Origin of the sequence: Streptomyces sp. SPB074 (genome assembly GCF_000154905.1) — a bacterium.
In the GTDB taxonomy this organism is placed as follows: Bacteria; Actinomycetota; Actinomycetes; order Streptomycetales; family Streptomycetaceae; genus Streptomyces.
Genome location: NZ_GG770539.1, coordinates 4873481 through 4887398, shown reverse-complemented (window position 1 = coordinate 4887398; position 13918 = coordinate 4873481). Strand labels below are relative to the sequence as shown.

11 protein-coding genes and 1 pseudogene are annotated in these 13918 nt (G+C 73.7%); 1 reads left to right on the top strand and 11 read right to left on the bottom strand.

Annotated elements, in window-relative coordinates:
- Positions 1-644: 644 nt before the first annotated feature.
- From SSBG_RS20505 to proB, 11 genes and pseudogenes are all read right to left on the bottom strand, one after another.
- Positions 645-1298 (bottom strand): histidine phosphatase family protein, encoded by a 654-nt coding sequence (locus SSBG_RS20505; RefSeq protein WP_008747979.1) that lies wholly within the window; start codon positions 1296-1298, stop codon positions 645-647.
- Positions 1299-1300: 2 nt separating this feature from the next.
- Positions 1301-1768 carry a ribosome silencing factor gene (rsfS, locus tag SSBG_RS20500; RefSeq protein WP_008747978.1) on the bottom strand — a complete coding sequence of 156 codons (468 nt, stop codon included), beginning with the start codon at positions 1766-1768 and terminating at the stop codon, positions 1301-1303.
- 426 nt (positions 1769-2194) lie between these two features.
- Complete coding sequence (locus tag SSBG_RS20495) at positions 2195-4168, bottom strand: LCP family protein (protein ID WP_037870261.1); 1974 nt, start codon at positions 4166-4168, stop codon at positions 2195-2197.
- A gap of 16 nt (positions 4169-4184) precedes the next feature.
- Positions 4185-4835 (bottom strand): nicotinate-nucleotide adenylyltransferase, encoded by a 651-nt coding sequence (gene nadD / locus SSBG_RS20490; protein ID WP_008747976.1) that lies wholly within the window; start codon positions 4833-4835, stop codon positions 4185-4187.
- 47 nt (positions 4836-4882) lie between these two features.
- Positions 4883-5041, bottom strand: a complete 159-nt coding sequence (locus tag SSBG_RS33770; protein WP_010286342.1) for a hypothetical protein — start codon at positions 5039-5041, stop codon at positions 4883-4885.
- 160 nt (positions 5042-5201) lie between these two features.
- Positions 5202-5552: a hypothetical protein gene (locus SSBG_RS20480; RefSeq protein WP_008747974.1), complete on the bottom strand. Its 351-nt coding sequence runs from the start codon at positions 5550-5552 to the stop codon at positions 5202-5204.
- Positions 5553-5706: 154 nt separating this feature from the next.
- Positions 5707-6789 carry a hypothetical protein gene (locus tag SSBG_RS20475; protein ID WP_008747973.1) on the bottom strand — a complete coding sequence of 361 codons (1083 nt, stop codon included), beginning with the start codon at positions 6787-6789 and terminating at the stop codon, positions 5707-5709.
- Between the two features lie 86 nt (positions 6790-6875).
- The gene (locus tag SSBG_RS20470) at positions 6876-7436 is read right to left on the bottom strand and encodes a hypothetical protein (RefSeq protein ID WP_037870256.1); all 561 of its coding nucleotides are present in this window, start codon (positions 7434-7436) and stop codon (positions 6876-6878) included.
- 305 nt (positions 7437-7741) lie between these two features.
- Entirely contained in the window at positions 7742-9025 is a 1284-nt protein-coding gene (locus SSBG_RS20465; protein WP_008747971.1) for a glutamate-5-semialdehyde dehydrogenase, read from the bottom strand.
- Between the two features lie 160 nt (positions 9026-9185).
- Positions 9186-9542, bottom strand: a pseudogene (locus SSBG_RS20460) (hypothetical protein); the annotation flags it as partial.
- A gap of 286 nt (positions 9543-9828) precedes the next feature.
- Positions 9829-10953, bottom strand: a complete 1125-nt coding sequence (gene proB / locus SSBG_RS20455; protein ID WP_008747969.1) for a glutamate 5-kinase — start codon at positions 10951-10953, stop codon at positions 9829-9831.
- A gap of 635 nt (positions 10954-11588) precedes the next feature.
- Here proB and SSBG_RS20450 point away from each other — a divergent pair.
- On the top strand, positions 11589-13727 hold the full coding sequence (locus tag SSBG_RS20450; RefSeq protein ID WP_008747967.1) for a hypothetical protein: 2139 nt from the start codon (positions 11589-11591) through the stop codon (positions 13725-13727).
- Positions 13728-13918 lie beyond the last annotated feature (191 nt).

Sequence of the window (13918 nt, the reverse complement as noted above, 5' to 3'; positions counted from 1 at the left end):
CTCCTGACCTCTTGCATGCCATGCAAGCGCTCTACCAACTGAGCTATAGCCCCGCGCGTTCCCCCCGCGCGGCGGGCCGAACAAGAAGAACTTTAGCCTGCGACCAGCCGGAAAGTGAAATCCGGCCCCGGCGGCCGCCGCGAGGAGGCGCGGAGAGCCGACGGGGACGGCCGCGGCGACCTCGTAGGTACGGCCAGACGCTCCTCGGCGCCGTTGGCTGAACGCGGCCCGTTCGCGGCGCGAGCACTTCGCGCGTGCGCTCCGCGCTCGGTTCCGCGTGCGGGCGGAGAGCGTCGGAGCGGGCTTGGTGCGTCGGATGCCGTACGTGGTGCGTCACGCCCACAGGGCGAGCCTGGAGCACGACGGGCGAACCGAACCGAACCGAACCGGATCGGCGCAGAGGCTCGGGCTCGCCGTCCCGCTCGGCCGCTTTGCCCCGTACGGGTGGTGGATTCTCCCCGTAGCGGACACGCGAGAACGCTCGCCACCCCTGCGTGTGAGGCGCGTGACGAGTTCGCCCGAGTTATCCACAGATTGCACGGGATGGTCCGGCGGGGGTTGCGACTGCGAGAGGATGGATACGGGGTCGCCCCCCAGGGAGGGTGGGGGCTGTCCTGGCCCGGGCGCACCCACCAACCGCCCCCTCACACCTCGTCCCCCAGCACCGGCTCCGCCAGCGTCCCCGCGTTGTGCTCCAGCAGCCGCCATCCCCGGGCCCCCTCGCCCAGGATCGACCAGCAGCAGTTGGAGAGGCCGCCGAGGCCTTCCCACTGGTAGGGGTCGAGTCCGATGAGGCGGCCGATCGTGGTGCGGATGGTGCCGCCGTGGCTCGTGACGACGAGGGTGCCGTCCTCGGGGAGCTTCTCGGCGTGGGCGAGGACGACGGGGGCCGCGCGCTCGGCGACCTCCGTCTCCAGTTCGCCACCGCCCCGGCGGACGGGCTCGCCACGCTTCCAGGCCGTGTACTCGTCCCCGTGGCGTTCGAGGATCTCCTCGTGCGTGAGCCCCTGCCAGTTGCCCGCGTAGGTCTCGCGCAGGCCGCGGTCGAAGGTGATCTCCAGACCGGTGAGCGCGGCCAGCTCGCCCGCCGTGTCGGCGGCGCGGCCCAGGTCGGAGGCGATCAGCGCGTCCGGCCGGAGCGAGGCCAGCAGGCGGGCCGCGCGCCTGGCCTGGGCGCGGCCCGTCTCGGTGAGCGGGACGTCCGTGTCTCCCTGGAACCGGCGCTCCAGGTTCCAGGCGGTCTGGCCGTGGCGCCACAGGATGATGCGGCGCCCGCGCGGCGCGGCCGGAATGGTCACCGCTACTCCCCTTCGATGCCGATGCCGTCGAAGTCCGCGAACTCCGGCTCCTCGGGAGCGGCGGCGAGCTGGGCCGCGTACTCGGCGCCCTTGCCCTTGGTCGCCTTGGCGTCCTCGGGGAGCTCGATCTCGGGGCAGTCCTTCCACAGCCGCTCCAGCGCGTAGTAGACGCGCTCCTCGGAGTGCTGCACGTGGATGACGATGTCGACGTAGTCGAGCAGAATCCAGCGGGCGTCGCGGTCCCCCTCGCGGCGGACGGGCTTGGCCCCGAGGTCCTTGGCGAGCCGCTCCTCGATCGCGTCGACGATCGACTTGACCTGGCGGTCGTTGGGGGCGGAGGCCAGCAGGAAGGCGTCCGTGATCGACAGCACATCGCTGACGTCGTACGCGATGATGTCGTGGGCGAGCTTGTCGGCGGCGGCCTGGGAGGCGGCCTTGATCAGCTCGATGGAGCGGTCCGTGGCGGTCACTGCACAGCTTTCGGGTAGGCGGGCATACAACCCCAAGGGTCTCACGCCGCCCGCCTCCCCCTCCCGGCGGTTTTCGCGGTGGCCGCGCGAGCCGGTCCGGAAGAGGCGCGAGGGCGGTGACGAAAGCATCCCCGGGCCGGCCCGGCCCCCCTCACCGCACACCCGCATCCCGCGCCCCTCCCCCACACCAACACGCCACCACACCACCACACCAACGCACCCACGCACCCACGCACCCACGCACCCACGCCAACGCACGCGCACCCACGCCCACACCAACGCACGCGCACCCCTACACCCCCGCACCGAGGCACCCGCGCACCCACCCCCACACCAAGGCACCCACGCCCCCACGCACCAGGGCGGGCCCGCTCCCCTCGCGAACCCGCCCTGTCATCCAGCCGCGCCCTCGTCCGGCGCGTTCCCTCACTTGCCGGTGTAGTCCTCCCCCAGTACCACCGACACCGGCGCGTTCCCCGTGGTCTTGCCCTTCGTGACCGCCGTGTCCTTGAGGCCCAGGGTGCGGGCGATCTCCACGGCCTTGCCCTTGTCCTTCTCGTCGCCGTACGTCACGCGGGAGGCCGCCGCCGTGTCCGTGCTGCTGCCGTCCACGAAGGTGTAGCCGCCGTTGACGAGGCTGACGCGGGCCTTCTGCGCGAGGTCCTTCTTGCCCGTGGCGTTGCGCACCGCGACGCGCGTGTCGTCGTCGGCGCCGTCGGCCTCCGTCTTGCCGGTACCGCCGAGCACGTCCTTGACGACCTTCTCGTTCGTCGCCTCGCTGAGCGACCCGTCCTCGCCGACCGGGAGGACCGAGCTGGTGTAGTCGCCGCCCTTGGCGAGGTCGGAGAGCTTGGCGAGGAAGGCGCCGAGGTCCTTGTCGGTGAGCGGCGGGTCGAGGATCTGCGCGAGCGACTGGATCGTCAGCGTCGCGGACTGCTGGTCGCTGGAGATCTTCCGCAGAATCCCGCGCATGACGTCCGCGAACCGCTTGAGCTGCGCGGTCTCCGGCTCGCCCTTCGCCTGGTACGTGGCGTAGGCGACGGCCATCTCGCCGCTGAGGCTCTGGGCCTCGCCCTTGTGGACGAGCGGGTCCCCGCCCTTCTTCTTCGGGTCGGGCACGGCCGCGTCCGTGTCGACCTCGATCGTGCCCACGAGGTCCACGAGGTTGCTCAGGTAGGGGGTGTCGAGCCGCCAGGAACCCTGGATCTTCGTGCCGAGCAGTCCGTCGAGCGCGTCGCTCGTGCCGCTGGAGCCGTCGTCGGAGACGGACTTGCCGAGCGTCGTGTCGTTGCCGTTTTCGTCGGTGAGCGCGAGTTTCTGGGGCAGCAGCACCGCGTATCCGTGCTTCGCCGTCGTGTTGTCCACGAGCAGCATCGTGGAGGAGGCGCCGTCCTTCTTCGTGTTGCGCAGGTGCACCACGAGCACGTCGCGGTTCTGCGGGCCGCTCGCGTCGGCGGCGCCGGAACCCGAGGCCGAGGAGCCGGGGAGCTTGCCCGCGAACCAGAGGTAGCCGACGCCGCCCGCGACGACGAGGGCGAGGACGACGACAAGCGCGATGATCCGGCTGCGGCCCCTGCGGCGCGCCTCCTCGCGGCGCTCGCTGCGGCTCTCGCTGAACTTGAGCCAGTCGATGACGTCTTCGGACTGGTCGGTGGGCTCCTCGATGAAGGAGAACATCTCGGTGCGGTAGTCGCGAGGGTCCTCGTCCGGAGCGGGACCGCCGGGAGGCGCGCCCGGGGGCCCGGCGCTGCCGGTCCGCGGGAACTCACCGCTCGGCGGACCCTCCGGGCGCCGGAACTCGCCGCCCGCCAAACCCTCCGGCCGCGGGAACTCACCGCTCGGCGGGCCCTCCGGCGTCGTCGGCTGCTGCTGCGGAATCCACGCCCTCGGCTCCTCGACCCGTGTGTCGGGCGCCTGCCGCCGCTCGTGGACGTCCTCGTGGGCGCCGGGCGCCCGCGGAGCCGCCCGGTTGTCGTAACCCGGGTTCGCGTAGCCGGAGTTGCCGTAGCCCTGGCCGTCATAGCCTTGGCCCTCGTAACCCTGGCCGTCATAGCCTCGGCCGTCATAGCCCTGGCCCTCGTAGCCCTGGCCGCCGTAGCCCGCGTTCCCGTAGTCCTGATAGCCGCCCTGCTGCTCCTGCGCGCCCTGCGGGGGGCTCGGGGGCTGCTGCCGGTCGCCGGGGTACGTCCCGTAGGCGTCGTAGCCGTAGCCGGTGTCCTGCGGGGGCGGGGTCACCGGCTGCTGCCCCGTCTGCGGGGCGGCCTGCGGGGCCTGCTGGTAGACGGGGCGGCCGTACGCGTCGTAGCCGACGAGTTCGTACGGACCGGAGCCCTGGCCGCCCTGCCCGTCGCCGTAGGGGTCCGGCTCGTACGGCGGGTACGGGTTGTCTCGGTCGTTCACCGGGTGCCCCTCTCGGCTACGCGCCGCGGTACAGCTGTCGCTTGTCGATGTAACGCACCACGCCGTCCGGAACCAGGTACCAGACCGGCGCGTCCCGCGCCACCCTCGCCCGGCAGTCCGTCGACGAGATCGCGAGCGCCGGGACCTCCACGAGGGAGACCCCTCCCTCCGGCAGCCCCGCGTCCGTGAGCTGGTGGCCCGGGCGGGTGACACCGATGAAGTGGGCGAGCGAGAAGAGTTCCCCGGCGTCGCGCCACGTCAGGATCTGGCCGAGCGCGTCGGCCCCGGTGATGAAGAACAGCTCGGTCCCGGGGTTGAGCGTGCGCAGATCCCGCAGTGTGTCATTGGTGTAGGTGGGCCCGCCGCGGTCGATGTCGATACGGCTGACCGAGAACTGCGGGTTCTCGGCCGTGGCGATGACCGTCATGAGGTAGCGGTCCTCGGCGGGGCTGACCCGCTTCTCGCTCTTCTGCCAGGGCTGTCCCGTGGGCACGAAGACGACCTCGTCCAGGTCGAACTGCATCGCGACCTCGCTCGCCGCCACGAGGTGCCCGTGGTGGATCGGGTCGAACGTGCCGCCCATGACGCCGAGCCGGCGCCGTCGCGTACTGATGGAGCCGCTCGCCGGGCTGCTGACCGGGCCAGTGGGCATGTCCTGCTCTCCCATGCGTGCAGAGCCTACTGTCCCGGCCGGGCCGCCCCCTCCGCGACCGTTCAGCGGTCGCGGTTGAAACGCGTGGTGATCCACAGCAGGAGGAGGAGCGCGAAGAGCGCGCCGCCGCCGGTCAGGTAGGGGCTGAGGCTTTCGTGGTTGCCGCCGTGCTCGCCCTCGGCGAGGGGGAGCAGCTGGATCGCGGTGCTGGAGAGGCTCATCGTCGGCAGGACCAATCGCGAGGTGAGAGGGGGATAAGTTCGCGCCCATCGTATGCGGGCGGCTCCCGGGCGCTCACGCCGACTCAGTTCCCCGGGGTACGGGGCATCCGCCGAATGCCGAGCCCTCGTCAGGCCCGGCGCCTCACGCACCGCGCGGGGTTCAGCCCCCGGAAGCGGGCCGCTCGCCCTCGGCGGCGGTGCGGGACGCCTCGGCGGGGGCACGGGACGCCTCGGCGGCGGGCGCCGCGCCGTCCGTACGGTCCGCGCCGTCCGTACGGTCCACGTCACCGGAACGGCCCGCCCCGCCCGCGTCGCGCGCCTCGTCCGTGTCACCCGCGTCGCCCTGCCGGTAGCCGCGCAGGAGGAACCACGCGAGGAGGATCGCTCCGAGGACCATGACGATCAGGACGGTGCGCAGGAAGTTCCCCGGGCCCGGCTCGTTCGAGATCACCGCGAGCAGGTGCTCGTGGCGGAGCCCGGGAGGGCGGATTCCGGGAGTGCTGTACGTCATGGGGGTGGCTCCTTCGTGTACCGCGGCGGCCCCACGCTAGACGCAGGCCGTGCGCCGGCCGTGCGCGCCCCACCCCGTTTTCCCCTCCCATGACCTCCTTGACCGGCCCGAGACCGGCCGGACACGGGGCCCGTCCCCCCGGACGCGTCCCGTCTCACCCCCTCGTCGGCCCCGCGTGCTCCGAGAGGGTGCCGCACAGGGTCGTGGAGGCGTCGGGCGCGTACGGGTCGGTGCCCTCGGCGGGGCCGCCGCCGCTCGCGCGGGCTCCGGCGAGGAGCGGGTGCAGGCGGTCGGCGGACTCGGTGGCGCAGTCGAGCGGGCCCGCCTGGACGGTCGAGGTGAGGACCTCGGCGCGGTGGTCGCGCAGGTCGGCGGGGTCGAGGCGGAAGTGGAGCTCGCGGCGGACGCTGAGGAGCGAGACGGGTGAGCCGGGCTTCGGGGCGCGGAGCGCGTAGGCGAAGACGTGGTCGGAGACGACCTCCAGGGTGCCGCCGCGTTCCTCGACGCGCAGGGTGCCGTTGACGCGCGCGGGGTGGCGCGGGTCGGCGAGGCGCACCTCGCGCGGGTCGAAGCGGACGATCCAGCCGGTGGCGGCGTGCCTGCCGTCGGGGCGCGGGCTGTCCATGCTCGCGTCGAACTGGCGCCACTGGCCCCGGTCCACGAGCGCGCGGACGGCGGTGGCCGGGCCGCCGTCGAGGACGCGCGGGTCGAGCGAGGAGCTGACGAGGTAGTCCGCGGCGATGCGCAGGGACTCGATGACCTGGCCCTGGGTGTAGTGCTGGGTGGCGGCCGCGCCCTTGGGCACGGAGATGCCGGCGGCGCCGGTGCGGAAGCCGGCGGCGGGGCTCGCGGCGTAGACGTCGGCGGGGGTGCGGGCGCCGGGCACGGCGTGGGGCGGGGCGAGCGGGATGACGGTCGTGCGCAGCGCCTCGGTGCGGCGGGCCGCGGCCGAGGAGGCGGTGACCTCGCCGGTGCGGACGCCCATCACGACGGCGGTCGCGAAGGCGAGGACGATGACGACGGCCATGACGAGGAGCTGCCGGTTGAGGCCGCGCCGGGGGCGGTCGCGGACGGCGGGGGTGTGCTCGCCCTGGAGGCGTTCGTCGGCGGAGAGTTCCTGGAGCCGGGCAGCGTTGACGAACGATTCGTCGAACACGACGGACCGGTACTCCTCGTCCCTGTCCGGTCCCCCTCCCTCGGGAGGGAGGCCCTCGGGCGGTTCCGCTGCCCCTGCCATGCCTTCAGCCTAGGTCGTGCCGCGGCGCGGCGGACGTGGAGGTGCGACGGCGGGCACGGCAGCGCGGGCCGTCGCGGCCGCGCGGGTCAGGGGGTACGTGGTGTGGCCCGGGCGACGGAGCGGGACCGGTCGGGGGACGCGGCGGGCGGCTCGGCCGCGTGCGCGCCGCGCTCGCTGCCGGTCGAGGCCGGGGGCGGGGCGAGGGGGTCGTCCCGGGAGCCGGAGGCGCCGCGGTAGACGGCGGAGAGGGCGAGGGCGACCATGCCGATGCCAAGGACGAGGGCGAGCATCCAGGCGACGGGGCGGTGCCAGCGGATACGGCCCCGCGCCTCGCCCGTGCGGGTGTCGCGGTAGGCGTCGTACTCCTCGCCGCCGCCCCAGTCGGCGAAGGGGTCCCAGGCGGCGGTGGGGTCCGCGCGTTCCTCGCCGAGCCGCCGTCCGCCGCGTCCGCTCGCCTCGGCCTCCGCGCGCGCCTCGGCGGCGGCGAGGAGGCGTTCGACGGCGGAGGGCTCGTGGATACGGGCGCCCCGTACGAAGTCCTCGTCGAAGACCACGGCGGCGAACTCCTCGTCCGCGCGTCCGTGGTCGTGGTCGTCGTCGGGCTCCCAGCCGTCCGCGAACGGCGCGCCCCCCACGTCCTCCGGCACAGGATCAGAGTAGACCGGTGCGGGCGATTTGGGCAGACGGTAGGAAAATTGGCCTGGCGGTACGGAAATCGGGTGAGCGGACGGGCGCCGGGCACCCTGGCGACGGCGTACCAGGCCCCCGGGCGACGCGGTGCCGGGCCCCCGGCGGGGCGGGTCCGGCGCCCCCGGCCACTCGCCTCGCGCCCGCACACCGAACACGCGAACGCCGCCCGCCCCGCGCCGAGCACCACACGCCGCCCGGCCGCGCACCGCCCGCCCCGCGCGGCGCTCACCCTGCAACGGCCGCCCGCGCACCCCTCACCCGTTCAGCGCACGTGCCCGTCGCCCGTGACGACGTACTTCGTGGAGGTCAGTTCGGGCAGGCCCATGGGGCCGCGGGCGTGGAGCTTCTGGGTGGAGATGCCGATCTCGGCGCCGAAGCCGAACTGGCTGCCGTCCGTGAAGCGGGTCGAGGCGTTGACGGCGACCGTCGTGGAGTCCACGAGCTGGGTGAAGCGGCGGGCGGCGGCCTGCGAGGTCGTCACGATCGCCTCGGTGTGGCCCGAGGACCACAGGCGGATGTGCGCGACGGCGCGGTCGAGGTCGTCCACGACGCAGGCGGCGATGTCGTACGAGAGGTACTCGGTCTCCCAGTCCTCCGCCGTGGCCGGGAGGACGGTGGCGCCGCTGCCCTCGGCGTGGGCGAGGACGCGTTCGTCGCCGTGGACCGTGACCCCGGCCTCGGCGAGCGCGGCGAGCGCCTTCGGGAGGAAGGCGGGGGCGATGTCCTGGTGCACGAGGAGGGTCTCCGCCGCGTTGCAGACGCTCGGGCGGCTCGCCTTGGAGTTGACGAGGATCTCGACGGCCATGTCCACGTCGGCCTGCGCGTCCACGTAGACGTGGCAGTTGCCGGTGCCCGTCTCGATGACGGGGACGGTGCTGTTCTCGACGACGGTGCGGATCAGGCCCGCGCCCCCGCGCGGGATGAGCACGTCCACCTGGCCGCGCGCCCGCATCAGTTCCCGCACCGGCTCGTGGCCCTCGCCCGGGACGAGCTGCACGGCGTCGGCGGGCAGGCCCGCGCCGCCGATCGCGTCGCGGACGACCCGTACCAGCGCGGTGTTGGACTCGACCGCCGAGGAGGAGCCGCGCAGCAGGACCGCGTTGCCCGACTTGAGGCACAGCGCGGCGGCGTCGACCGTGACGTTGGGGCGGGCCTCGTAGATGATGCCGACGACGCCGAGCGGGACGCGGATCTGCCGCAGGTCGAGCCCGTTGGGGAGCGTCGAGCCGCGGACGACCTCGCCGACCGGGTCGGGCAGGGCGACGACGCCGCGGACGTCCGAGGCGATGGCGCGCACGCGCTCCGGGGTGAGGCGCAGGCGGTCGACCGTGGCCTCGGGCGTGCCGGCCTCCTCGGCGCGGGCGATGTCGCGGGCGTTGGCCTCGATGATCTCGGCGGAACGGACCTCGATCGCGTCGGCGATGGCGAGGAGGACGTCGTCCTTGACCGCGCGGGTCAGGGGGGCCAGCTCTGTTGCCGCTGCGCGGGCCCGGTAGGTCGTCTGGGCTACGGGGGTCATCGTGTCGTACGGGGAGAGCTGGGTCATGTGCCGAGCGTAGACCGGGGGCGGGGGCGCGGGCCTCGCGTTCCAGCGGCTGGACCTCGCGGGGCTCCGCCCCGGGCCCCGGTTCCGGGGGCGCGTCCCGGAGGCCGCTCCGCGAGCGCCGGAGGGGCGGCTGCGCGTTCAGCTTGGCCGAAAACCGCCCCTACGTGTCCCGCTCCCGGAAGGGATGCACCCCCACCGGAGCGGCCGGGAGGGGGCCGGCGTTCTCCGCCACCCGGTGGTGGTAGGTCTCGCGGTCGACGACCTCCAGGCCGACGATCTCCCACGGCGGGAGGTGCGCCGTGTGCCGGTGCTCGCCCCACAGGCGCAGCGCGAGGGCGGCCGCGTCGTGGAGGTCGCGGGCCTCCTCCCAGTAGCGGACCTCCGCGTGGTCGGCGGCGTAGCGGCTGGTCAGGAGGAAGGGGTGGTCGTGGGCGAGCTGTTCGAGCGCGCGCCGCACGTCGGGCAGCGGTGTGCGGCGGCCCGAGACGGAGAGGGTCACGTGCCACAGCCGGGCGCGCCGGGGCGCGGGGGCCGCGGCTCCGCCTCGTGGCGGCGGTCCTCCTGCTCCCGCTGCTCCTGCGCCGCGCCTCCACGTTCCGCACGCTGCTGAGCGTCCGGGGCCGCGCCCCTGGCTGTGCTCGTACCACCACGGCCTCCGTCCCGCAGAAACAGCGGGCCCCCGCCCGTCGCGGGGGCCGCCCCCTCAAAGTGGAGCAGCCCCGCCCCGCGGGCGGAGGCGTTTTGCCCAAGCGCGACCCCCGGGGCGGGCGCTTTCCGCCGTGCCGGGCGGCTCGGCCACACGTTCAGGGGGTGAGTAGGGGGCGGCGCAGCAGCACGAGGTCGTCGCGGTGGACGACCTCGCGCTCGTACTCGGGGCCCAGCTCCTTCGCCAGCTCGCGGGTCGAGCGGCCGAGGAGGCGGGGCAGTTCCTCGGCGTCGTAGTTGACGAGGCCGCGTGCCACGGGCCTGCCCTCGGGGTCGCGCAGTTCGACGGGGTCGCCCGCGCTGAAGCGACCGGTGGCCCCGGTGATCCCGGCGGGCAGCAGGGAGGCGTTCGCGTCGAGCACGGCCCGGACGGCGCCCGCGTCGAGCGCGAGGGCGCCCTGCGGCGTCGAGGCGTGCTGGAGCCAGAGCAGCCGGTCGGCGTAGCGGCGGCCGGTGGGGTGGAAGTACGTGCCGGTGGCGCGCCCGGCGAGGGCCTCGGCGGCGCGGCTCGCGGAGGTGAGGACGACGGGCACCCCGGCGGCGGCGGCGATCGCCGCGGCCTCGACCTTGGTGGCCATGCCGCCGGTGCCGACCCCGGCGCGGCCCGCGCCGCCGGTCTCGACGCCCTGGAGTTCGGCGGGGTCCCGCACCTCGGGGACGAGGGAGGTGCCGGGGGCGGCGGGGTCGCCGTCGTAGAGCCCGTCGACGTCGGAGAGGAGGACGAGGAGGTCGGCGTGGACGAGGTGGGCGACGAGGGCGGCGAGGCGGTCGTTGTCGCCGAAGCGGATCTCGTCGGTGGCGACGGTGTCGTTCTCGTTGATGACGGGCAGGGCGCCCATCGCGAGGAGCTGGTCGAGGGTGCGGTAGGCGTTGCGGTAGTGGGAGCGGCGGCTCGTGTCGGCGGTGGTGAGCAGGACCTGGCCGACCCGGACGCCGTAGCGCGCGAAGGAGGCGGTGTAGCGGGCGACGAGGAGGCCCTGGCCGACGCTCGCGGCGGCCTGCTGGCGGGGCAGGTCGCGGGGGCGGCGGGTGAGGCCGAGGGGGGCGAGCCCGGCGGCGATGGCCCCGGAGGAGACGAGGACGAGGTCCCGTTCCCCGTTCTTGCCGCGCGCGCCCGCGAGCGCGTCCACGAGGGCGTCCACGCGGTCGGCGTCGAGTCCGCCCGAGGCCGTGGTGAGCGAGGAGGAGCCGACCTTGACCACGATCCTGCGGGCCTCGGCCACCCGCTGCCTTGCCGCTGTCACGCGCTGTCCCACTTCCCGGCCCCCGGGGCTCTGCGGCCCGGCGGGCCCGCCGTCCGGTGTCCCTCGTACGTCGCGCCTGCGTCGCCCGCGCTCCTCGCCGCGCCCGTCCCGCCCGCGGCGCGGCCCGCCGCGACGTCGGCAATCTAGCCGTACGGGCGGCGCCCGCACCTCCGCGTTTCGTCTGGCGGACGTTTCCCGGGCGTTTCCGGGCGTTCCCAAGCATCACGGGGGCGGCCGTCCCGCTCAGGTGTGAGGAATACGACACTGCGTACGAGGGATCACAGGCAACCGTCGTATTCTTCTCACACTCTTCTCAACAATGCCGTCGGGGAAGCCCGGCGCGACATGGAAGGGTGGAGTGGAGTCGTCCTCCTGACCGGCGGGTTCGCCGGTGTGACGCGCATGATCGAATACCGGACGGGCAGGAGGGCCGGGCTGCTTGGCCGGAACGTTCCCCAGCGTTCCCGGTTCGCCGCCCGCGGCCGGTACCCAAAACGCCGCCATACCGTTGTACCGGACGGTTCGCGTCGTCGCGGGCCCGGGTCACACCCCTGTGACCCGTTCTCGGCCGTGCCCGTGCTTCTTCCCCGATCCGAGTCCTTGGAGTCTGAGTAGTGCCCCCCACCTCTCGTGCTCTTCGCAGTCAGGCCCTCGGCAGACTGCTCCCCATCGCTGTTCTCGCCGCGAGCTTCGTGGCCTCGGCGGTGGGGGCCGCCCTGGCGCTGCCCTGGCTGCTCGTCGGCGCCGCCGCCGCGGGGCTGCTGACGGAGTTGGTGCTGCACCGCTGGCTCAAGCAGACGCTCGCGATGCTCGGCCGCCTGCGGGTGGACGCCACGCTCCGCCAGGCACTGCGCGATCTGCTGCTCGTCGTGGGCGTGGTCCGGATCGCGAGGGCCGAGCGCGAGGGCGGCTGGACCGTCCTGCTGCTGGGGCTGCTCGCCGTCTACGGGCTCCACTTCGTCTCGCAGGGCGCCGCGATCCTCGTCCGCAGGACCCGCACGCTGCCCTTCGTGACCCGCAACATCGACACGAGCGGCCTCCGGCTCACCGCGGCGCCGCCCGCGCTGCTGCTGCGCCGGCCCGGGCACCGGCTGCTCGGCTTCGGCCTGCCCGCGACCGCCGGGCTGCTCGTCACCGTCGCCACCGACGAGACGGCCTGGGCGCTCGGCGGGATCGGCGTCTCGCTCCTCCTCTCGCTCGCCGGGATCGTCCGGCTCGCCGCGCACCTGCTGCCCGGCCGCCGGGCGCTCGACGAGGAACGCGCCCTGGCCTGGCTGGACGAGTGGCTCGCCGCCTACGGCCCGACGACGGGGATGTACTTCTCGGGCGGGGCCTCCTCGGCGTACCAGGCGAACATGTGGCTGGAGCCGCTCGCCGGGCTGCCGGGGCGTCCGCTGATCATCCTGCGCGAGCGGTTCATGGTGCAGAAGATCGCCGCGACGGACCTGCCGATCCTGTGCCTGCCGAAGGTCGCGCACCTCATGCGGATCGAGCGGTCCACGCTGCGCTCGCTCATCCACCCCTCGAACTCGGGCAAGACCTCGCAGGTGCTGCGGATGCCCGGCATCAAGCACGCCTTCGTCAACCACGGCGAGAGCGACAAGCTCTCCAGCTGCAACCCGTACGCGAAGGCGTACGACGAGGTGTGGGTCGCCGGGCCCGCCGCGCGGGAGCGGTACGCCCTCGCGGACGTCGGCGTCGAGGACAAGGACGTGGTCGAGATCGGGCGCCCGCAGCTCAAGGGCATCGACACGACGGCGCCGGGCGGTCCCGTCACGACCGTGCTCTACGCGCCGACGTGGGAGGGCTGGGACGGGCAGCCGGGCAACACCTCCGTCATCGAGGCGGGCGAGAACATCGTGCGGCGCCTGCTCGCCGACCCGGCGGTGCGGCTGCTCTACAAGCCGCACCCGATGACGGGCTCCGTGGACCCGCGCGCGGGCGCCGCGAACGCCCGTATCCAGGAACTGATCCGCGCCGCGAACGAGGCGCGCCCGGCGCCGAAGACCCCCGAGGGCCCGAAGGACGGCGCGGAGCCGGCGCGGCTGGAGGCCGAGCTGGACCGGCTCACCGCCGCCGACTACCGCAAGGGCTCCGACGAGATGGAGCGGATGCTCGTCCAGGGCACGCCCTCCGGCGGCCGTGACAAGGCCGTCGCCGAGGCCACCCGTCGCTGGGAGGACGCCTACTGGGCCTCGCTGCCCGCGGACGCGCACCAGATCATCACGAGCGCGCGCCCCTCCCTCTACTCCTGCTTCAACCAGGCGGACCTGCTCATCAGCGACGTCTCCAGCGTCGTGTCCGACTACCTCATGAGCGGCAAGCCGTACGCGGTGGCGAACACGGCGGGCGTGAGCGAGGCGCAGTTCCGGACCGACTTCCCGACCGTGCGGGCCGCGACGATCCTCACGCCGGACGCCGAGCAGATCCCCGAACTCCTCGCGGCGGCGCGGGACATCGCGCGGGACGGCTTCGCGCGGGCGCGCGGGGAGCTCAAGCGGTACCTGCTCGGGCCGGACGAGCCGAGCGCGCAGTCGCGCTTCGCACGGGCCGTCGAGGCGCTCTCCGCGAAGGCGCTGGAGCGCGAGGAGCGGCAGCTCGCCCGCGAGGCCACCTCCACGCTCGTCCCGACCCAGGCGGACCGTGCCGCCGCCGCGCGCGCCGCCGTCGCCGAGAGCGAGGAGGAGCGGGACTTCGCCGCGGACGTCCTCGCCCCGGCCGAGCCGGACTCGGTGGAGCGCACGGCGGACTGAGCGCCACCCGGACACACGACGACGGCGGCCCCTCCTGGCTCTTACGGGGATGCTCCGTGTGTGGTGTTGCGTTGGGTGTGGATTTTTTTTTGTCTGAGGTAGTCGTTTGATGTAGTGGGGGTTCGTTTGAGCTCTTTTTTTCTTTTTTTATTAAACCCGTCTTTTTAAATGTTTTTTTTTTTTTTTTTTTT

Excerpts from the sequence above, each read along its gene's own strand:
- SSBG_RS20465 (WP_008747971.1), bottom strand. The coding sequence starts at position 9,025 with ATGACCCAGCTCTCCCCGTACGACACGATGACCCCCGTAGCCCAGACG.
- nadD (WP_008747976.1), bottom strand. The coding sequence starts at position 4,835 with ATGGGAGAGCAGGACATGCCCACTGGCCCGGTCAGCAGCCCGGCGAGC.
- SSBG_RS20475 (WP_008747973.1), bottom strand. The coding sequence starts at position 6,789 with ATGGCAGGGGCAGCGGAACCGCCCGAGGGCCTCCCTCCCGAGGGAGGG.
- SSBG_RS20480 (WP_008747974.1), bottom strand. The coding sequence starts at position 5,552 with ATGACGTACAGCACTCCCGGAATCCGCCCTCCCGGGCTCCGCCACGAG.
- SSBG_RS33770 (WP_010286342.1), bottom strand. The coding sequence starts at position 5,041 with ATGAGCCTCTCCAGCACCGCGATCCAGCTGCTCCCCCTCGCCGAGGGC.